The organism is Marinobacter sp. HL-58 (assembly GCF_001314605.1).
GTDB lineage: Bacteria > Pseudomonadota > Gammaproteobacteria > Pseudomonadales > Oleiphilaceae > Marinobacter.
In genome coordinates this window covers 1-20,627 of sequence record NZ_LIHP01000018.1, presented here as the reverse complement: position 1 = coordinate 20,627, position 20,627 = coordinate 1, and the positions used below count along the sequence as shown (strand labels likewise).

Genomic DNA, 20,627 nt, shown 5'->3' with positions numbered 1-20,627 from the left:
AATTTATGAGTGTGAACGAAACAATCGCCAGTGAGGCCGGAAGGCCTGAAGAGACCATCATTCCTGTCAAAGACCCGGTGGATGAGGCGGCTGACGCTCAGTCGGCGCCGGTCGAGGAAGGAAAAACGGTGGGTAAGCCCAATGTGGAAGACCCCAAGTTCAAGCTTCGTAACGTTGAGGTCTACTACGGCGAGGACCGCGCCATCAAGGATGTCAGCCTCGATATCGGGCGTAATCAGGTGATTTCGTTTATCGGGCCCTCGGGCTGCGGTAAATCCACGTTTCTGCGATGCCTGAACCGGATGAACGACAGCATTGATATCTGCCGTGTCAAGGGCCAACTGATGCTGGACGATGAAGACATCTATGCCTCGAAGCGGGATGTCGTAGAGCTTCGTGCACGGGTGGGCATGGTCTTCCAGAAGCCCAATCCCTTTCCCAAGTCGATCTACGACAATGTTGCCTATGGCCCCCGCATTCACGGGCTGGCCAATCGCAAAGCCGACCTGGATGAAATTGTCGAAACAAGCCTGCGTAAAGCCGGGCTCTGGGACGAAGCAAAGGACAGGCTGGACGCGGTGGCGACGGGAATGTCTGGCGGCCAGCAGCAGCGCCTTTGCATCGCTCGCGCCATTGCGGTCAGCCCGGAAGTGATCCTGATGGACGAGCCCTGCTCAGCACTGGACCCGATTGCCACCGCAAAAGTGGAAGAGCTGATTTCCGAGATGTCGGAGAGCTACACTATCGTTATTGTCACCCACTCCATGCAGCAGGCGGCCCGGGTATCCAACCGTACCGCCTATTTCCATCTGGGCCACCTGGTGGAAGTGAACGAGACCAACAAGGTGTTTACCTCACCCGAGCATGAGCTCACCGAATCTTACATCACCGGTCGGTTTGGTTGATTCCGGCAGGATTGAATACTGGAGAACAAAGTTATGCCAGATAAAAAGGACGATGTTTACGGCGATCATATCTCGCACCAGTTCAATGACGAACTGATGGCCCTGAAAACCGAATTCCTCGAGATGGGGGGGCTGGTGGAGTCCCAGGTAGAGCGGGCGATCACGGCGCTGGTCGAGAACGACGGCCACCTGGCGGACGAGGTGCGTGCCACGGACAAGAAAGTGGACCAGATGGAAATCGAGATGGACGAGGAAGCCACCCTGATCCTCGCCCGCCGGCAGCCCACGGCCCGGGATCTGCGGCTGGTGGTTGCAGTGATCAAGATGGTTTCCGACCTTGAGCGTGTTGGTGACGAGGCCAAGAAGATTGCCAAGTTTGCCATCAAGCTGTCCGAGGAAGGCCAGGCGCCCCGTGGTTATGTGGAAGTTCGTCACATCAGTAATCACGTGCTGAGCATGCTTCATGATGCGCTGGATGCCTTTGCCCGTCTGGATTCGGAGCAGGCGCTGCGGATCATGAAGGAAGACAAGCGGGTTGATGAGGAATACCAGGCTGCCACGCGGACGCTGCTGACGTTCATGATGGAGGATACCCGCAATATCTCCCGGTGCATGTCGGTGATGTGGATTCTTCGGGCCCTGGAGCGGGTGGGGGATCACGCCTGTAACATTGCCGAGAACGTGATCTTCATGGTCAAAGGCGAGGATGTTCGGCATACGCCTGTTGAGGAAGCCGAGAAGGTTGTCGGTCGCTGATTCTGTTCTTGCCTCTGTAGCCTGCTGGTTGGATGCCTTGGCAGGCCCGGGGGCAGTGTTCAGGAAGCGCCCGTGAATACGTCCCTGTAGGGCTCGGTCGCGCCATCCCTGGCGCTCCACGTTCCTGAACACTGCCCCCGGGCCCGCCTCACAAACCTCTCAGATAACGCCTTTAGTTGATGTTGGAGTTTTGGCACCAAGGTACCAGCAAGCGGGCCGGTCCTCCTGTTTGGGATCTATCTTTGGCCATGGATGGCCAAAGTTAAGCGCGCATGGACGCCTCGAGCGTGTCCCAAACAGGAGGACCGGCCCGATTGCCTCCCCCCAAGGTCAAAAATTCTCAGGCCTGCTTCTTCTTGTCGGTATAAGGCGGCCAGCCCAGGGGTTTGCCGGCCAGCAGGTGCAGGTGGATATGGAAAACCGTCTGCCCGGAGTTTTCCCCACAGTTCATCACCACGCGGTAACCGTCGTCTGCAAACTCCATTTCTTTGGCCAGTCTGGCGGCAACCCAGTACAGGTGGCCCACCAGTTCGCGGTCGCCTTCTTCGATGTCGTTGATCGTCGCGATTTCCTTTTTCGGGATAATCAGCAGGTGCACCGGCGCCTGGGGATTGATGTCCCTGAAGGCCAGGCTGATGTCGTCTTCATACACAATATCCGCCGGGATTTCCCGGTTGATGATCTTGGTGAAAATGGTTTCCGACATAATGGTTCCTTTTAGAGTTGCTTCAGCCCCGGAAGGCGCTCCGCCAACTGGCGGATGACCGGGGGCAGTTTGTCGTCGATACCCATAGCGTATTTGGCTACCCGGTTTCTGGCAAATGGCATGGCCTTGGCTGCGCCCAGGCCCAGGTTGCGTAACAGATGCAGAGGCGGGGTGCGGTTGCTGAACAGGTGATAGAACACATCCATGGCCAGCATCATACGGCGGTTGGCCGGGCGGCGTTGGTGTTCGTATTCGGCCAGCCGTGCCGGGTCGGCCAGGTCGCTGCCGGCGCGTCTGGCTTCGCGCAGGACTGACTGCAGGCAGCGGGCGTCCTGAAAGCCCAGGTTAACCCCCTGGCCGGCCAGGGGGTTGATGGTGTGGGCCGCGTCGCCCACCAGTACCACCCGGTTGTTCACATAGGTTTTGGCATGCTGGCGGGCTATCGGGAAGCTGGCTTTGGTGTCGATGTGGGTCAGCAGGGGCAGTTCCGGTGGAAAAGCATTCTGTATTTCCGCCATCAGAATGCTGTCGTCCAGGGATTTCAGGCGCGCCAGTTCTTCCGGCGAGTCGTACCACACCAGAGACGCCCAGCTTTCGCCGTGTCCCGCGGAATGCAGCGGCAGGAAGGCCCGGGGGCCGCTCGGGTAGAAACCCTGCCAGGTGATGTCCTGGACCGCTCCCTGATAACGAACGGAAATCACCATGGCCTGTTGCTGGTACTGCTCCCGGGTAACACCAATGCCGGCCAGACTGCGGACGCCTGAACTGGCGCCATCTGCGCCCACTACCAGTTCGCCACTCAGTTCCGTGCCGTCGTCCAGCGTAACTGTGGCGTTGTGTTCGTTGTTACCGAGGCTGGTCACAGCATGGCCGGCAAACAGTGTGACGCCGGGCTGTTCCTCGGCGCAGGTCCAGAGTGCCTGTTGGGTGACCCGGTTTTCCACGATATGGCCAAGGTGGCTGGCGGACAGGTTACGGGCATCAAAAACCACTTCGGCGATCTTGCGGGGTAACACGCCGCTCAGCGGATGATCCGCTTCATCCCACACTGCCAGGCGGGTATAGGGAGTGGCACGCATGGCCAGTATATCGTGCCAGGCACCAAGCTCGGTAAGGTAACGCTCACTGCCTGCGCTGAGAGCGGACACGCGTATGTCAGGGGCCTGTGAGGCATTAAAAGAGGGTGCACCTCCCTGATCCACAAGGCCAACGCGAAAGCCACTGCGGCCGAGGCCGGCAGCAAGAGCAGCGCCGACCATGCCGGCACCAACAATTACAACATCAAAGGCTTGGGTCATATCGGGTTCCTGTCTGGTACGCCCAGTTTACGCGATGAGCGTGCTCAGACAAGCGGCCCGGATCAAGCCAGCACCGGTTAGAGCTGTCAGTACCCCGCCAGGTTGGCCGCGTGGCTGTCCGTCAGGGACTCTGCACGGCGGGCACGGCCTTTCAGCCAGGCTGGTTTCTGGGCGCCCGGCCTGACGAATCCCTGCTCCAGAACCATCGGATGGACCAGTTTCAGGAAGTCCTCGGTTTTCATGTGAATGGACTCGGTGTGGCTGCCAGCGGCAAAGGCAAGTTCCGGCTGCCTGGTCAGGGCTTCGGCGCAGTAAACCGACATATCGAAGAGGTTGCCGAAAGGTGGCATGGCGCCCACCTCACAATCGGGGAACCGGTCCTGGAATTCCTGCTCGTCCGCCAGGTCGACAAAATCGGTATCGAGGATGCGGGTCAGCCTGTCCCAGCGGATGCGCCAGGTGGCGGGCATGACCAGCATGGCCATTTTCCCGTCGAGTTCGATAATAACGGTTTTTACCACCCGGTCGCCGGCAATCTTGACGTGGTGAGCCAGTTCCTGGGCAGTAAATGCAGGGGGGTGAGACAGGCACATGTATTCCACGCCTGCCTGGTCGAGGTGTTCCTTCAACTGCTGTACCGGCATAGTGACAACCTCCTACCAGCAATGACAGCGGTACTGGAACCGGTGGTTTTTATTGATCCGGTTCCGGTGGCCTGGCGGTGACGCTGCTCTGGCAGTCGCCACCGCCATTATTGGTCAGCTTAGTTGAGCTGGCACAGAATGCGAGTTACCGATTGTGTTATTGAGATACCAATCACTCGGTTTTGTAGACATGCACTTCCCGCTGAGGGAAGGGGATGGTGATGCCTTCGGCGTCGAACGCCTTCTTCACTTTTTCGTGCATGTCCCAGTAGTACGGCCAGAGGTCATCAGTGGCCACCCAGGCCCGGAACATCAGGTCCACGGAATTGTCTCCCAGTCCAGCCACACAAATACGAGGCTCCGGGTCTTTCAAAGAGCGTTCGTCCTCGTCAAAAAGGCGCTGGAGAATGGCCTTGGCCTTGTCGATGTCATCACCGTATCCGATACCGAAGGTCATATCGCAGCGGCGCTTGTCGTAAATGCTGACATTAACCAGGGTTGCGTTGGACAGACTGCCGTTGGGGATCACGATGCGGCGGTTGTCGAAGGTGTTGACCACGGTATAGAGAATCTGGATCTCGGCCACGGCGCCCAGGAAGCCCTGGGCTTCGATGGTGTCCCCCACCTTGAAGGGCTTGAAGATCAGGATCAGCACGCCGCCTGCAAAGTTGGCCAGGCTGCCCTGAAGGGCCAGGCCGATGGCGAGGCCGGCGGCACCGATAACGGCGATAAACGAGGTGGTCGCGATGCCGATCATGGAGGCGACCGAGATCAGCAGCATCACCTTGAAAACAGCGCTTATCAGGCCGCAGAGGAATTTGTTCAGGGTGGGGTCTTTTGCCCCGAGTTTCTTGTCGAGCACTGCAACGAAGCGGTTAATCAACCACAGACCGATGACCAGTGTGATGATGGCAAGCACGAATTTCGGGGCGTAGGTCATAATCAGTGCCAATGCCTGGTCCCAGAGTTCCGACGCATTAACATTGGTTCCCAGAAGGTCGTCCATTCAGTTGCTCCTTGTTGGTTTTGATGACTGGTTTCCTGAAATCTGACAGGGAACACGGGAGGCAGCCACACTCTCGGCCTCCGACGTGTTATAGCAGAGGTTCATGACAAACGTATAATCCGGTACGGGTACACGTTCGTCTGAAGGCCCTGTACGTAAGGATTCAGCGTCTGGCCCACCCGATAATGGTTTCTGGCCCACCCTGCACAACGATACGCCCCTGTTTCTGGTTCAGCTGGTAGTCGTACATGGGGTCGTAGTAGTCCTTCAGCAGTGATTCGATCCATCGGTGATGAGCCGTGACATCGCCGGTCCCGAACTGGGTGTCCAGGGCGGTTTCCATCAACTGCCGCAATTGGCTGTGACGCTCACCACCGAGGCGTTTGCGGATCCGGTCCAGGGCACTGAGGAGATAGTCCCGGAAGTTGAGCCAGCCGGCCTCCTCGCCGTCGCGGGAGACGTAGTTAGCTGCCATCTGCTCAACATAGTCCTCCCGGATGATCCGGATGCGTTCCTCAACAGGCTGGTCGAGCACCATCAGGGGGGCCGATGCCATCCGATCCCGCAGGCTTTCCGGCAGGGCACAGCGCCCTACCAGCCGGCTTTCGTCTTCCAGGTAAACCGGTCCGCCAACTTGGTGGTGAGCCTTGAGCATGGCTACGGCGAGATGGTTTTCAAAATCGATCTGTGATGGCTGTGGTGTTACCTGGCGGCCAAAGCTTGAGCCTCGGTGATTGGCCAGGCCTTCCAGGTCGATCGGATTGGGCAGTTGTTGCAGTACCCGGGTCTTGCCGGTACCGGTGCGGCCGCTGAGAATGACAAACTCCGAGGATTCAATCAGTGCTTCCAGGCTGTCGATCAGGAACCGGCGCATCGCCTTGTAGCCGCCGCTGACCAGCGGATAGTCAATGCCGGCCTCGCGAATCCACTGTTGGGTCAGGCGCGAACGCAGGCCCCCGCGGAAGCAGAACAGGTAGCCGTCTGGATAGCGGGCGGCAAAACGCCGCCAGGCCTCCAGGCGCTGCGCCTTGATGTCTCCGGATACCAGCTGGTGGCCAAGCTCGATGGCCGCATCCTGTCCCTTTTCCTTGTAACAGATGCCCACCCTGTGGCGCTCGTCGTCATTCATCAGTGGGGCATTGATGGCACCGGGAAAACTGCCTTTACTGAACTCCACCGGGGCCCGCACGTCCATCAGTGGCACGTCATTGAGGAACAGGGAAAGGTAGTCGCTGGTGTCGGTTCTGGACGGCATGACAGGCTTCGGTTCGTGCTGAAAATGAGGTCGCAGTATAACGAACGTGCTGCTTTTTTGCTCGTCCGCGGATGCTGCCTGCTCTTGCTGTCGATACAATGCATGCCTTCTCGGTTCGGAGTTCCGGATTAGTCATGACCCCTGACGTTCTCAACAGGCACCTCGCAAAGACACTGAACCGCGGGCGGGTGGCAGCCACGGCGCCGGCTGGATGTCCGGCAATTTCCCTGTACCTGTTTGATCCTTCGGTGCTGGAGGGGCCGATCAGTCATGACGAAGCCCAGGCCGTTGTAGCCGAGCCGGCGTACTGGTCGTTCTGCTGGGCCAGCGGTCAGGTGCTTGCAGCCTACATTCTGGCCAATCCTCATCTGGTACGGGACCAGACAGTGCTGGATTTTGGTTCGGGCTCCGGCATTGTCGCAATTGCCGCCGCCAGGGTCGGAGCAAGGGAAGCCATCGCCTGTGATATCGACCCGGCGGCGCTGGATGCGGCGGCAGCCAATGCCAGGCTGAACGGTGTGAAGGTGTCACTGTGTGACGACTGGAACGCGCGGCCAGCCGGTATTGATGTAGTGACCGCAGCGGACGTGCTCTACGACCCGGAAAACCGGCCTTTGCTGTCTGTGTTCCGCGAGGCCGCACCACAGGTGCTACTGGCGGATTCCCGGATGAAGAATCTGGGTGATGAGAGCTATCGGCAACAGGTCGTAATCGAGGCCCGTACCTGGCCAGATCTGCATGAGTTTGAAGAGTTCAACCGAGTGCGGATCTATCGGGCCGGAGATGCCCTGGCGGGATAATCGGGAGGCAAAAAAAAAGAGGGTAACCTTTCAGCTACCCCCTTTCGGAACAGGTGTCGCATCCTTGCGCTTTAGGCAACCATCCTGCTGCCAATTTCCCTTGCCAGTCCGTGGTGCCGGCGTCCGAGCCGGCGATCCGATTAGTTATCCCTTAAGCGAGGCGTCCCTGTGTCCTTGCCTCTCCCTGCATCCAGTTGCCGGGGTGCATCCTGTGCGTCGTCCCTTTCCCTGTCATCCTTGATGTGATCACTATACCAATCGGAATCTGACAAACGTGTGAATTGTGCACGCCTGCAGCGTTGGGATCGCCGCCAGAATATAATAAGACGTTTTATATCAATTAGTTGGTGATTTTCGGGCGCCCTTGGTCAGGTAAGCGCACGTAACGTCGCAGCAAGATCCTACAGGCTTGTAGGAAATATCTCACACGGCCCCGGGTGGATGTCTCAAGTCTGATTCTGGAGGGGTTTATCCGTTCCGGTCGGAACCTTGCCACGGTTTGTCATTGGCTTTACGCCGCCTGATGAAATCCGGAAACGGGAGCAGCCCGATGGCGATACCTGCGGCGTCAGCGAGGATGTCGGCAACCGCGAAGGTTCTGTAGGGAAGCTGGGCCTGAACCACTTCAATGGCCACTCCGAAAGCCAGTAGCCCGGGAGCGATCCAGAGCCGGCTGAGCCCGGGCCAGGCCAGACGGGTGACGATTGTCAGCTGCAGGAAGGCCAGTGCGTGATTGAATTTGTCGTTGTCCGAGGAAGGGACCGGGTAGGGTTCGCTGGTGGTTGCCAGATACATGATGAATGCTGCGGAAACAACCAGTATCACCTGCCAGAATGGTTGGTATTCAAGCAGAAAGCGGATCCGTTGTGTCAGAAATGCCATGTACACCGTCGGGCTGTGGTGGAGTTTGCAACATGATATGCTTTGCGCCCGGTTACTGTCATCGAAGCTGAGGCGCTGCGAGGTATGTTGAAAGGTAATTTTTTCCGCGGCCTGGGTTATCTCGGAGAGGGATTCCGGCTGATAAGGCAGCCCGGGCTGAGACTGTTCGTTGTTATTCCCCTTGTCATTAATGTTTTGTTATTTGGCCTTCTGTTCTACTTCCTGGCCGAGCTTTTCGCTGCAATGATCGCCGCTGCCATGGGGTGGCTGCCGGACTGGGCCTGGCTGCAGAGCCTGGACTGGCTGTTCTGGCTGCTCTACGGTGCGGTGATACTGCTGATGCTTGCCTACGGCTTCGTCATCGTGGCCAACCTCATTGGTTCCCCGTTTTACGGCTATCTTTCAGAACTGACCGAAAAGCACCTGACCGGCCAGGAAGTCACCACCGATGACGGCTGGAGCCAGATTGTCCGGGACATTCCCCGTGCCCTGTGGCGGGAAGTGCAGAAGATCATCTATTACCTGCCCCGTGCCATCGGTCTGTTCATTATCGGTTTGATCCCGGTGGTCAATCTGGTGGCGGCAGTTCTCTGGTTCATTTTCAATTGCTGGATGATGGCGCTGCAGTACGTGGATTACCCGGCGGACAATCACCGGGTAAGCTTCCGCGCCCTGCGCCGCCTGCTGGGAGATACCCGCCTGTCCGCCCTGGGGTTCGGATTGCCTGTCGCGCTGGCCGCCATGGTTCCGGTCCTGAACCTGGTGGTTGTTCCTGCAGCGGTGTGTGGTGCAACCGCTTACTGGGTTCGTGAAAACGGGCCATCGGATCAAGACGTGTAACGCCGTCAAGGCGAATCAAATCTGTCGGAGGTTTCTTGGATACATCGGAATTTGTAATTGGCCAGCGGTGGGTCAGCCACAGCGACACCGCGCTCGGGCTCGGTATTGTCACGGATATTTCAGGGCGCCGGGTGACGCTGGGGTTTCCGGCGGCGGATGAGGAGCGCACCTACGCCATCGACAATGCACCGTTGTCGCGAATCATCTACCAGATTGGCGAGGAAATAGAGACCTTTGACGGTGAGCGTTACGAGGTCCGTGCCGTAGAGGACATTGGCGGCGTGCTGATGTACCACGCGGAGGACGCCAGTGAAAACCTGGTCCAGGTTTCCGAAGTGAAGCTCAGCAGCGCAGTGGATTTCTCGGCGCCCCATCAACGCCTGTTTGCCGGGCAGTTTGACCGCAACGGAGCATTTCGCCTGAGAATGGCGACCACCCGTCACCTCGACAGGTTGCGGGCATCATCGGCCCAGGGCCTGATTGGCGCCCGTACCCAGCACCTGCCACACCAGATCTACATCGCCCACGAAGTGGCAAAGCGCTATGCCCCCCGGGTTCTGCTGGCAGACGAAGTTGGGCTGGGCAAGACCATTGAGGCGGGCCTGATCCTTCACTACCAGCTGCATACCAGTCGTGCCCGGCGGGTGCTGATCGTGGTGCCCGACTCGCTCATGCACCAGTGGCTGGTGGAAATGCTGCGCCGGTTCAACCTGCGGTTTTCGATCATTGATCTGGGCCGTTATGAGGCCATGAAAGACGGCTCCGGGCTGCAGGACGAGGACGAGGAACTGGCTGATGCTGATGAAAACCCGTTTGAAAGCGAGCAGCTGGCCTTGTGCAGCCTGGATTTCCTGATGAGCAGTGCGCAGGCCCAGGCCGATGCGATTGCCGCCGGCTGGGACCTGATGGTGGTGGATGAGGCGCATCACCTGGCCTGGAGCCCGGAAAGCGCCAGCCCGGAATATCGCCTGGTTGAGCAACTCTCGGCAGCCAGCAATGGCCTGCTGCTGCTGACGGCAACGCCGGAGCAGGTGGGGGTGGCCAGCCACTTCGCCCGCCTGCGGTTGCTGGACCCGGCGCGGTTTCACGACCTGGAAGCGTTCAGGGAAGAAGAAAAGCAGTATGAACAGATCAACCAGGTGGTCTCCCGTATTCGTGAGCAGGGCGTGGCTTCACTTTCGGACCAGGACCGGGACGCACTCGGGAACTGGCTGGGTGATGAACTGGATGCGCTGGCTGCCTCCGGGGACCCGGAGCAGTCGGTGATAGAGGCATTGCTTGATCGCCACGGCACAGGCCGCGTGCTGTTCCGCAATACCCGTGCCGCCATCAGGGGGTTTCCGGAACGCCACCCGCTGCCAGTGGGTTTGCCCTGTCCACAGCTTTACCGGGGTGGTGATGCCTGTCATGGCATTGCGGGCCTGGCCCCCGAGGCCGCCGTGGATGGAGAGCAGTGGCTGGCGGAAGACCCCCGGGTTACCTGGCTGGAAAAAACCCTCTCGGGACTCAGGCCCGCCAAGGTGGTGGTGATCTGCGCCCATGCCTCCACCGCCATGGCTCTGGAAGACTACCTGCAATTGCGGGCCGGCATTCGCAGTGCCGCGTTCCACGAGCACCTGAGCCTGATTGAACGGGACCGGGCCGCTGCCTATTTTGCCGACACAGAGCAGGGTGCCCAGGCACTGATCTGTTCGGAAATCGGCAGTGAAGGCCGTAATTTCCAGTTTGCCCATCACCTGATCCTGTTCGACCTGCCAGCGAATCCTGACCTGCTGGAACAGCGGATCGGCCGGCTTGACCGGATTGGCCAGACCGAGACTATCGACATACACATCCCTTACCTGCAGGGCACCGCCCAGGAAACCCAGTACCGGTGGTTCGAGGAAGGCCTGAATGCCTTCAGTGAAAGCTGCTCGGTGGGTGTTGCGGTCCATGACCATGTGGCGTCGCAGTGGCAGGCCGCCATTGATGGTGACAGTGACCAGCTGCCAGCCTTGCTGGAAGCCTCGCAGGCAGAGGCTGAGCGCCTGCGCACCCTGCTTCGCAACGGCCGGGACGCTCTGATCGAGCTCAATTCATGCCGCCCCGAGGTGGCGGATGAACTCATCAGCCAGATCGAGTCCGAAGAAGAGTCGGCTCTGGTTCGGGATTATATGATCGAGGCCTGTGACATCCTTGGTGTGGATGTTGAGGACCATTCCGAGCACGCGGATGTGCTGCGCCCGGGGGAACAGTACCAGGCGGGCCATGTGACAGAGCTGCCGGAAGAGGGGCTGACGGTGACCTGGAGCCGGCAACAGGCACTGGAGCGTGAGGATATGGCCTTCATGAGCTGGGAGCACCCGCTGGTGACCGGAGTAATGGAGTCCGTTACCAGCTCCGGGCTCGGCAAGGCGGCCCTGGCCAGTATGACCGTCAAGGCGCTGCCGGCCGGCACGCTTCTGCTCGAGGCATTGTTTACCGTGCATTGTCCGGCCCCTGAGTCGCTCCAGCTGTCCCGTTATCTCCCGGTTTCACCCCTGCGGTTGCTGGTGGATGTGAACGGGCGGGACCTGTCGGCAACGCTGCCCCACGACAGGCTCAACGACATGTGTTCCAATATTCGCCGGCGCACTGCCCAGGCCATCGTGCCCCAGATTCGTCCGCAGGTTGAAACCATGGTCGATCATGCCGAAAACCTGGCCGGGCCTCACCTTGAGCCGCTGAGGACGGCAGCGCTGGAACGGGTGAGGGAGGTGTTTGGCCCTGAAATCCGTCGCCTGGAGGCAATGAAAAAGGTAAACCCGGCAATCCGGGCCGATGAAATCGATTTTTTCCGGGAGCAGCTTGCAGCCGCAGAAACGGCGCTGGGTCAGGCCAGCCTGTCACTGGAAGGTATTCGTGTGATTGTAACTGCCTGATGGTGAACCAGTTGCTGGTCAGGCTTCATCTGATCAGGTAGGTTGAACGTAACAATTTGTAGTTTCTGACATTCTAAACCACGGACGACAGAGAGTATCCATGATGACTTTCATACTGTTTCTTGTTGCTGTTGCCGGGCTTCTTGTCGTAATGCGCAAGGAATCCGGCGCCAAACCCGCCATCGGGGTCATGGTAGTAACAGGCGTGCTTTCACTGTTTTTTGCGTCGGGCCTGCTGGCACCGGTCCTGTTTATCGGCGCGGCTGTTACGGCATTCGCGGGCCTGCCCGGCTTCCGCCAGAGCTGGCTGACCCCGAGGGTGTTTGCCATGTTCAAGAAGGTGGCGCCCAAGGTTTCCGATACCGAGAAAGTGGCCCTTGAGGCAGGCACCGTCAGCTGGGACGGCGAGCTGTTCACCGGGCGCCCCGACTGGCACAGCCTGCTGATCAACCGCAACACCGGCCTGTCCGAGAAAGAGCAGGCGTTCGTGGACAACCAGTGCACCCAGGCCATCTCGATGTGTAATGCCTGGGACCTGGCGGTCGAGCGTGCTGACCTGCCTGAAGAGTTGTGGGATTTCCTCAAGAAAGAAAAATTTTTCGGCATGATCATCCCCGAAGAGTATGGCGGCCTGCACTTCTCTGCCAAGGCCCAGACTGCGGTGCTGCAGAAACTGGCGGCCAATGAAATGCTGATGGTTACCGTCGGTGTGCCCAACTCCCTCGGCCCGGGCGAGCTGCTGGTCAAATACGGCACCGACGAGCAGAAGAACCATTACCTGCCGCGTCTGGCGGATGGCCGGGAGATTCCCTGCTTCGGCCTGACCGGCCCCCGTGCCGGCTCTGATGCCACCTCACTGCCGGACACCGGTATCGTCTGCAAGGGCGAGTTCGAGGGCAAGGAAGTGCTGGGCCTGCGCCTGAACTTCGAGAAGCGCTGGATTACCCTGGCACCGGTTGCCACCGTGGTGGGCCTGGCCTTCCGCATGTTCGACCCGGATGGCCTGCTGGGCGACACCAAGGATTACGGCATTACCTGTGCGCTGATTCCCCGCAACACCAAAGGCATGGAAATCGGCCGCCGGCACTGCCCCATTGGCACACCGTTCATGAACGGTCCCATCAAGGGCACGGATGTCTTTATCCCGCTGGATTACATCATCGGCGGTCAGGAAATGGCCGGCCAGGGCTGGCGCATGCTGGTTGAATGCCTCTCGGTAGGGCGCTGTATCACCCTGCCATCCGGCGCGGCCGGTGCCGCGGCCTATGCCGTTGGTACGGCCGGCGGTTTTACCCGCATACGACGCCAGTTCAATACTCCCGTGGCAGACATGGAAGGCGTGCAGGAGCCGCTGGCCCGCATTGCAGCACAGACCTACATCGCCCAGTCCGCGGTCAACCAGACCGCCAACATGATCGACAAGGGCGAGAAGCCGGCTGTGCCTTCCGCCATCCTCAAGTACCACCTGACTGAAATGCAGCGGGCGGTACTCACCGACGCCATGGATGTCCACGGCGGTAAAACCGTCACCCTTGGCCCCCGTAACTACCTGGGTATAGGCTTCAGCGGTGCGGCGGTGTCCATCACCGTGGAAGGCGCCAACATCATGACCCGCAGCCTGATGATCTTCGGCCAGGGTGCAATCCGCTGTCATCCCTACGTGCTGAAAGAGCTGGCGGCGAAAGACAACGATGACATCGAGGCCTTCGACGACGCCTTCTTCGGCCACGCCGGCCTGATCTTCGGCAACGCCGCCCGCGCCTTCACCCAGGCACTGGGCATCGGCAAAGCCGACGTACCCTTCGACCACGCCGCCCGCAAATACGCCCAGGGCGTCGCCCGCTTCAGCGCCGCCTTCGGCCTGTGCGCAGATGCCGCCATGACCACCCTGGGCTCCGAGCTGAAAATGCGCGAGCTGATCTCGGCCCGCCTCGGCGACGTGCTGGCCAACCTCTATCTGGCCTCCATGGTGCTCAAGAACTGGCATGAAACCCAGCCGGTTGACGGCGAAAGGGACCTGATGGAATACAGCCTGGCACTGTTGCTGTACCGGGCAGAGAACGCCATGGACGAATTCCTCCAGAACCTGCCCAACCGCCCGGTTGCCCTGGCCCTGCGTGCGATCACCATGCCCCTGGGCCGCCGCTGGGACAAGCCCCACGACGACCTGGCCCGCAAACTGGCCCGGGCCATCTCCACTGACAGCCCGGTACGTGAAAAACTGCTGGCCGGTGCCTGGACCACGCCTGGCGAGGGCAAGGGCGCGGTTGAGAATCCCGTTGCGCAATACAATAGCCTGCTGAAAGACTACGACAAGGCCGAGCAGCTCTACCGCAAGGTCACCAAGGCCTACGCCAAAGGCCAGCTGCCGATGCAGGCGCTGCACCCGGAAGAGCGTTTTGAAGAAGCACTGAAAGCCGACATCTTCACCAAGGAAGAAGCGGAATTCATGCGCCAGTACGAGTCCGTTGTCCTGGAGATGCTGACCGTCGACGACTTCCCGTTCGACGAGTTCGCCCGCAACAAGGACACACTGATCGACCACAACCCGGCCTGACAAAGGGCGATAGCGGCTGAAGCCAGGGAAGGCTTCACTCAAGCGCACAGGGATGTGCTCGTAGCGTATCCCGGAAAGGGATCACAACATCCGGCAGGCACCAGACTACGAGGTAACTCAGCAGAATGTGGCTTTCAATCCTGGCGGTAAGCGCCGGAGCCGTTATAGGCGCCAACCTGAGGTGGGCCCTGGGCCTCTGGCTCAACAGCAGCTACCACGCCATCCCCTATGGCACCCTCGCCGCCAACCTCTCCGGCGGCTGGCTCGTCGGCCTGCTGATGGGCTACTTTATCCACGGCACCTCCCTGGCGCCGGAATGGCGATTGTTCGCCATAACCGGTCTTTGTGGCGCCCTTACCACCTTCTCCACCTTCTCCCTGGAAATGTTCTCCGCCATCCAGGAAGGCAAATGGAGCATGGCCCTGGCCGGCATACTGGCCCACGTTGTCGGGTCTATCCTCATGACCGCACTGGGAATTTATACCTTTGGCCTGGTCAGGGGCTGATGGGTACCACTACTTATGCAATAAATTAAAAATAGGGTTGGCAAGCCCGAAAACAAAGAGTAGAGTTATTTGCGTAGGAAAGATTCAGCAAAGCATTCATGAATAAGACGTACCTCCGCAGTTAGTAGTGACCGTCCTGTTTTTGATTCCGCGAGTTCTGTATTTCCGTAAACGCTGATCGGTCATCATGACGATGGTCCGGCGGCAAGATAAAATGATTGATTTCAGGAAGTTTGTCTACTACTACCGGTACTGTTAAGTTCTTCAACGAAGCTAAAGGCTTTGGCTTTATCACTCGTGAAGGCGGCCCGGACGTATTCGTTCACTACAGCGCAATTCAGGGCAGCGGTTTCAAGACCCTGGCAGAAGGCCAGCAGGTTGAGTTCACCGTTACCCAGGGCCAGAAAGGTCCTCAGGCGGAAAACGTTACTGCTATCTAACTGATAACAGTATCCGCCAAAAAGGCAGCTTCGGCTGCCTTTTTTTGTGGCCGGGTTTTGTGATTTTACCCGGGATATGACATCTTTTATCCCCTGCTGCTTGCGCTAGCCAAACCGAACTGTTGCTCAGGGCCCTGTATGCTGAAAATCCTCAAAGCTGTCTGGATACTGTTCTGGGCCACACTGCTGACAGTGATTCTTTTCCTGCCCATAGTGATCGCCGCTCTTGCCGGCCGCAGTGGAAACGCCGCCTTTCACGGTACCCAGGTCTATGCCTGGTGCATTCTCAAGCTGACGGGGATTCGGCTGCGTATAACCGGACAGGAAAATATCGATCCGAAACAGCGTTACGTTATCCTCAGCAACCATGCCTCCTATTTTGACCCGCCGGCTCTGGTTCTGGCCCTGGGCCTGCAGTATCGCTGGGTGATCAAGAAAGAGTTGCGCAAGGTGCCCCTGTTTGGTCTGGCGCTGGAAACATCACGCAACCTGTTTATCGACCGCGCCAGGGGCAGTGATGCCCTTGAAAGCATCAAACGGGGCGTTGCGCAGCTCCCGGAGGCCACCAGTATCCTGATATTCCCGGAAGGGACCCGATCCTGGGATGGCAAACTGTTGCCTTTCAAAAAAGGCGGTTTCGTGATCGCCCGTGATGGCCAGTTACCCATTCTGCCGGTAACAATACGGGGCTCCCACGACCGTCTGCCAAAAGGCACAGCGGCATTCTCACCTGGCGTTATTGATATCGTTATTCATCCCCCGGTGGCGACAGCCGGCCGGGAGGTGGAAGATGTCCGTGAGGAAGTGAGGGGCACCATTGAAGGTGCCCTCTGAGGGCGGGACACTAGTCGTTGAAGACTTCTTCGTACAGGCGCATGGTGCCTTCCCAGGAGCGTTTGGCAGCGTCCTCATTATAGGCAATGGGCATGTTGAACTGGTCAGAGATCTTGTCGGCGTCCGGGTTGGTGAAGGAGTGCAGCACCTTCGGGAAACTGACCAGGGTCAGGTCGGCTTCGGCGTCCTGCATTTCCTTTACCAGGCCGGACACCTGGTCTGAAGGCACCATCTGGTCCGCCCCGCCGGTATAGACATGGATCCTGGGCTGAACCTTTCCCGCTTCCGCCTTGATGGGGCTGCTAAGAGCACCGTGGTAGCTCACCACCGCGTCCAGATCCACACCCATGCGGGCCATGTTCAGCACCACGGCTCCGCCGAAACAATAACCCTGAGCGGCAATCTTGTTGCTGTCGACGCTGTCGTGCTGCTCCAGCAGGTTCTTGGCAGCCATGAACCGGGCCTTGACCTGGTCCATGTCTTTTGTCGCTTCCTTCATAAAGTTCTCGGCATCATCAGGGTGTTCTGCCAGCTTGCCTGAACCGTACATATCCAGTGCGAACGCCGTGTAGCCTGATGCCGCAAGTTTCTCGGCCTGCTCGCGGGCAAATTCGTTGTGGCCCCACCATTCGTGAACCACAAGAACCCCGGGGCGTTTGCCCTCGGCTTCATCGTCGTAAGCCATGTAACCGGTGAAGGTTTCACCGTCGACTTCATATTCCACGGTTTCTGTCTTCATTTCGCCTGATGCCTGTCCGCTTGCCAGGGCAAGAGCCGCCGCCAGTGACAGAGGGGCTGAGGCCATTGCACGCTTGTATGTCTTCATGTGTTCCTTCTCCGTTTGGGTCGATTGCCTGGTTTGTCCGGTGTTTTACGCCGGGACCGATTGAACCGATGCATTCAATTGCTACTGCCGGTGTCAGAGCTTTTTACTACACTTTACCGGATGACACATTGTTTACCGGACGGGCTCAGGGAGCAAGGCATGAAAATCGGCGTACCCAAGGAAATCAAGAACCATGAATACCGGGTAGGGATGACCCCCGCGGCGGTTCACGAACTCTGTAATCACGGGCACAGCGTCTATGTTGAAGCCTGCGCCGGATCAGCCATCGGGTTCAGTAACGAGGACTATCAGAAGGCCGGCGCCGAGATTCTTGATGATGGCCCTGCCATTTATGCTGCCGCCGGGATGATCGTCAAGGTCAAGGAGCCCCAGGCCAACGAGAGGGCATTGTTGACGCCGGATCACACCCTGTTCACCTACCTGCATCTGGCGCCGGACCAGGCCCAGACCGACGACCTGGTGAAATCCGGCGCCACCTGTATCGCCTATGAAACCGTTACCGATAGTCATGGCCGATTGCCATTGCTGGCGCCTATGTCGGAGGTGGCGGGGCGAATGTCGATACAGGCGGGAGCCCATTGCCTGGAGAAATCCATGGGTGGCCGCGGCGTTTTGTTAGGCGGCGTTCCCGGAGTCAGCCCGGCACGGGTGACCGTCATCGGCGGTGGTGTGGTCGGGCAGAATGCGGTGGCCATGGCCATCGGGCTGGGCGCCCAGGTGACGGTTCTGGACCGCAATATGGATGTGCTGCGGAACCTGGACCATCTGTATGGCAACCGGATCAGCACCCTGTTTTCCACCGCTGCCACCCTGGATGAAGCAGTGACTGAATCGGACCTGGTCATCGGTGGGGTTCTGATCCCCGGGGCGTCCGCGCCCAAACTGGTCACCCGCGACATGGTCAGCCGGATGCCGGAGGGCAGCGTTATCGTTGATGTCGCCATCGATCAGGGTGGTTGCACCGAGACCTCCAGGCCGACAACTCATGATGCGCCAACCTATGTTGTAGATGGCGTGGTTCACTACTGCGTTGCCAATATGCCGGGGGCCGTTGCCAGAACCTCGACACTGGCACTGAATAACGTAACACTGCCCTTTATCGCCGCCCTTGCCAACAAGGGGCCGGAGCAGGCAATGAAAGACGACCACCACCTGCGAAATGGCCTGAATGTCTACAGGGGCAAGGTGACATTCCGGGAAGTGGCAGAGGCCACCGGCTATGAGTTTGCCGCCCCTGAAACCCTGCTCGGAGAGTGACCCCACTCGAACAAGGAGATTGCATGAAACTGATAGGCTCTACCACATCCCCCTACGTAAGGCGTATCCGGTTGCTGCTGGCCGATACCGACTACGAATTTGTGAATCTCGACATTTATGGCCAGGGCCGGGATGAGCTCAGGCGTAACAATCCGGCGCTGAAAATTCCCATGCTGATTGATGGTGACCAGGAGGTGTATGACTCCCGCGTGATTGCCCGTTACATCAGTGAAAAACAGGGCCTGGCCCCGCTGACCTGGGACCAGGAAAACCAGCTGACGCTCATTGATGCCGCCAACGACTCTGCGGTAATCCTGCTGCTGTCCTCCCGCTCCGGTATTGATATCAGCGAAAACCTGATGTTTTTCAATCTCCAGCGTGAGCGCATCATGATGACGATGCGCACCCTGGCGGCCATGGTCGATGAAGGTCAGTTTAACCAGTGGAACTACCCGGCTATCTGCCTGTATTGCCTGGTGGACTGGGTTGATTTCCGGGATCTGGTGGATTTCTCCGGCATTGAGAGCCTCATCAGCTTCCGCAATCAACACCGCGACAATGAGCGGATTGGCGCCACGGACCCCAGGAAATCGTAATCTTCCGGCAGACCGGGCCTGGCCTGGTCTGCTTTCCCGCCTGAAAAATTAAGTTAAAATTAAGTTCCCCTCAAGGTTGCAGATCCTATCTACCGAAATTATCTTTGGTCATTACTTAATCATTTAAGTTCGTGTGCATCCAAAATGCGGCCGGCAAAAATGATTGAGAAACGACGACAGCTTGGGCGGCGCATAAAGCCTCCGATCCATTGATGTCATAGCGGTAATGTTGAAAAGCGGAGTGTTTTATCACGTAGCTTAATGCATTAAGTGCCAGCTCAACGCTGAACGGAAATCAGACCTTACAAAAACAAGATGAGGTTCCAACAATGAGATTTCGCATTACACCTTGCCACCGCCCGATAGCCACGATTGTCACCACGGCGATGATTTCAGGCCTTTCCGTAAATCTGCAGGCCCAGGAAAGCGTGGAAGACCGCCTGTCTGCTCTGGAGCAGCAGCTGGCAGAGGTCGAGCCCCACGCCCGGGGTGACGAAGGCTTTTCGTTCAACACCTACGCCCGCTCCGGGCTGCTGCTGAATAACGAGGGCAAAAGCGCCCCCGGCGGCCCCTACCTGACCCCCGCCGGCTCCGTTGGTGGTGCCGTGGGCCGGCTGGGTAACGAGCCGGACACCTATCTGGAAGCCATGCTCAACTACAAGAGCGTGGCGGATAACGGCACCAGGTCCCATTACCGCCTGATGATTGCCGATTCCACCACCTCCAGTAACGACTGGACCGCGGATGACGGCGCCCTGAATGTTCGCCAGGCCTATGTGGAATTCAGCAACCTGGCCGGTTTTACCGGTATTTTCGAGAATGCCTCCATCTGGGCCGGCAAGCGATTTGACCGGGACAACTTCGACATCCACTGGCTCGACAGCGATTTCGTGTTCCTGGCGGGCACCGGGGCCGGTCTATACGACGTTACCTTCAGCGATTCGGTGAAGTCCAACTTCTCGCTGTATGGCCGCAGCTTCCTGGATTTTCCCTCCGATCCTGACACCACCGATGGCACCTCCGACACCGACAACTTGATTCTCACAGCCAACAACTACTTCGGTAATGTGCAGTGGATGATCAACGGCATGTCCGCGGCAGACAACGATGAGCGTGTAGTGGGCGGCGTGACCGAGGCGGCCGACACCGGTGTGAATACCATGCTGGCCTACCACGGCGACAGCTTTTTCGGAGTTTCGGAAGGTAACTACAAGATTGCCCTGCTGCACGGCCAGGGCCTGGGTGCGGAGGTCAAGAACATCGGTGCCGACGGCAATCTGCATGAGGATGCCGTCAGCACCCGGTTGGGTGTCTACGGCACCACCTACCTGAGCGATAGCTGGCGGATTGCCCCGGCGATCATGGCGGAAACCAGCACGGACCGCTATGTGGAAGGGGACGAATACCAGTGGCTCACCTTCAACACCCGCCTGGCCAACGAGCTGGGGGCCAACTTCGAGATGCAGTACGAGGCCTCCTGGCAGATGATGGATCTGGAGACCGAGGGCTACGAAGGGCGTGGTGATGTGGATGGGGATTATGCCCGCTTTACCATCGCACCGACCTTCAAGCCACAGGTGGGTGGCTTCTGGAACCGT

General features: G+C 58.7%; 19 protein-coding genes. 12 read left to right on the top strand and 7 right to left on the bottom strand.

Annotated elements, in window-relative coordinates; genetic code table 11:
- Positions 1-5 precede the first annotated feature (5 nt).
- Both pstB and phoU read left to right on the top strand, forming a co-directional pair.
- Complete coding sequence (gene pstB / locus HLUCCO03_RS16200) at positions 6-905, top strand: phosphate ABC transporter ATP-binding protein PstB (RefSeq protein WP_036197055.1); 900 nt, start codon at positions 6-8, stop codon at positions 903-905.
- 33 nt (positions 906-938) lie between these two features.
- Complete coding sequence (phoU, locus tag HLUCCO03_RS16195) at positions 939-1,661, top strand: phosphate signaling complex protein PhoU (RefSeq protein WP_027829980.1); 723 nt, start codon at positions 939-941, stop codon at positions 1,659-1,661.
- Positions 1,662-2,001: 340 nt separating this feature from the next.
- Here phoU and HLUCCO03_RS16190 read toward each other — a convergent pair whose 3' ends face one another.
- From HLUCCO03_RS16190 to mnmH, 5 genes are all read right to left on the bottom strand, one after another.
- Positions 2,002-2,367, bottom strand: coding sequence for a histidine triad nucleotide-binding protein (locus tag HLUCCO03_RS16190; protein WP_027829979.1), 366 nt, complete (start codon positions 2,365-2,367; stop codon positions 2,002-2,004).
- Between the two features lie 11 nt (positions 2,368-2,378).
- Positions 2,379-3,665 carry an FAD-dependent monooxygenase gene (locus tag HLUCCO03_RS16185; protein WP_027829978.1) on the bottom strand — a complete coding sequence of 429 codons (1,287 nt, stop codon included), beginning with the start codon at positions 3,663-3,665 and terminating at the stop codon, positions 2,379-2,381.
- A gap of 86 nt (positions 3,666-3,751) precedes the next feature.
- On the bottom strand, positions 3,752-4,309 hold the full coding sequence (locus HLUCCO03_RS16180) for an aminoacyl-tRNA deacylase (RefSeq protein ID WP_027829977.1): 558 nt from the start codon (positions 4,307-4,309) through the stop codon (positions 3,752-3,754).
- A gap of 172 nt (positions 4,310-4,481) precedes the next feature.
- On the bottom strand, positions 4,482-5,315 hold the full coding sequence (locus HLUCCO03_RS16175; RefSeq protein WP_027829976.1) for a mechanosensitive ion channel domain-containing protein: 834 nt from the start codon (positions 5,313-5,315) through the stop codon (positions 4,482-4,484).
- A gap of 163 nt (positions 5,316-5,478) precedes the next feature.
- Positions 5,479-6,570, bottom strand: a complete 1,092-nt coding sequence (gene mnmH, locus HLUCCO03_RS16170; RefSeq protein WP_027829975.1) for a tRNA 2-selenouridine(34) synthase MnmH — start codon at positions 6,568-6,570, stop codon at positions 5,479-5,481.
- A 134-nt stretch (positions 6,571-6,704) separates the two neighbouring features.
- On the opposite strand from mnmH, the gene HLUCCO03_RS16165 reads away from it, so the two are divergent.
- Entirely contained in the window at positions 6,705-7,370 is a 666-nt protein-coding gene (locus tag HLUCCO03_RS16165; RefSeq protein WP_027829974.1) for a methyltransferase, read from the top strand.
- Between the two features lie 468 nt (positions 7,371-7,838).
- On the opposite strand, the gene HLUCCO03_RS16160 is transcribed toward HLUCCO03_RS16165, so the two are convergent.
- Positions 7,839-8,252, bottom strand: coding sequence for a VanZ family protein (locus tag HLUCCO03_RS16160; protein WP_036197051.1), 414 nt, complete (start codon positions 8,250-8,252; stop codon positions 7,839-7,841).
- An 84-nt stretch (positions 8,253-8,336) separates the two neighbouring features.
- Here HLUCCO03_RS16160 and cysZ point away from each other — a divergent pair, with 84 nt between their 5' ends.
- From cysZ to HLUCCO03_RS16130, 6 genes are all read left to right on the top strand, one after another.
- On the top strand, positions 8,337-9,092 hold the full coding sequence (gene cysZ, locus HLUCCO03_RS16155) for a sulfate transporter CysZ (RefSeq protein ID WP_027829973.1): 756 nt from the start codon (positions 8,337-8,339) through the stop codon (positions 9,090-9,092).
- Between the two features lie 35 nt (positions 9,093-9,127).
- Positions 9,128-11,992 carry an RNA polymerase-associated protein RapA gene (gene rapA, locus HLUCCO03_RS16150; protein WP_027829972.1) on the top strand — a complete coding sequence of 955 codons (2,865 nt, stop codon included), beginning with the start codon at positions 9,128-9,130 and terminating at the stop codon, positions 11,990-11,992.
- 103 nt (positions 11,993-12,095) lie between these two features.
- Positions 12,096-14,549, top strand: a complete 2,454-nt coding sequence (locus tag HLUCCO03_RS16145; protein ID WP_292016754.1) for an acyl-CoA dehydrogenase — start codon at positions 12,096-12,098, stop codon at positions 14,547-14,549.
- Positions 14,550-14,674: 125 nt separating this feature from the next.
- Entirely contained in the window at positions 14,675-15,055 is a 381-nt protein-coding gene (gene crcB, locus HLUCCO03_RS16140) for a fluoride efflux transporter CrcB (RefSeq protein ID WP_027829970.1), read from the top strand.
- Positions 15,056-15,288: 233 nt separating this feature from the next.
- Complete coding sequence (locus HLUCCO03_RS16135) at positions 15,289-15,495, top strand: cold-shock protein (RefSeq protein WP_007154967.1); 207 nt, start codon at positions 15,289-15,291, stop codon at positions 15,493-15,495.
- 138 nt (positions 15,496-15,633) lie between these two features.
- Entirely contained in the window at positions 15,634-16,329 is a 696-nt protein-coding gene (locus tag HLUCCO03_RS16130) for a lysophospholipid acyltransferase family protein (RefSeq protein WP_027829969.1), read from the top strand.
- Between the two features lie 10 nt (positions 16,330-16,339).
- On the opposite strand, the gene HLUCCO03_RS16125 is transcribed toward HLUCCO03_RS16130, so the two are convergent.
- Positions 16,340-17,155 carry a dienelactone hydrolase family protein gene (locus HLUCCO03_RS16125; RefSeq protein ID WP_027829968.1) on the bottom strand — a complete coding sequence of 272 codons (816 nt, stop codon included), beginning with the start codon at positions 17,153-17,155 and terminating at the stop codon, positions 16,340-16,342.
- 159 nt (positions 17,156-17,314) lie between these two features.
- Here HLUCCO03_RS16125 and ald point away from each other — a divergent pair, with 159 nt between their 5' ends.
- The 3 genes from ald to HLUCCO03_RS16110 all read left to right on the top strand — a co-directional run.
- Positions 17,315-18,433, top strand: a complete 1,119-nt coding sequence (gene ald / locus HLUCCO03_RS16120) for an alanine dehydrogenase (RefSeq protein ID WP_027829967.1) — start codon at positions 17,315-17,317, stop codon at positions 18,431-18,433.
- Between the two features lie 23 nt (positions 18,434-18,456).
- The gene (locus HLUCCO03_RS16115; protein WP_027829966.1) at positions 18,457-19,029 is read left to right on the top strand and encodes a glutathione S-transferase N-terminal domain-containing protein; all 573 of its coding nucleotides are present in this window, start codon (positions 18,457-18,459) and stop codon (positions 19,027-19,029) included.
- A gap of 329 nt (positions 19,030-19,358) precedes the next feature.
- Positions 19,359-20,627: carbohydrate porin (locus HLUCCO03_RS16110; protein ID WP_292016745.1), on the top strand; the 1,269-nt coding region annotated here is incomplete at its 3' end.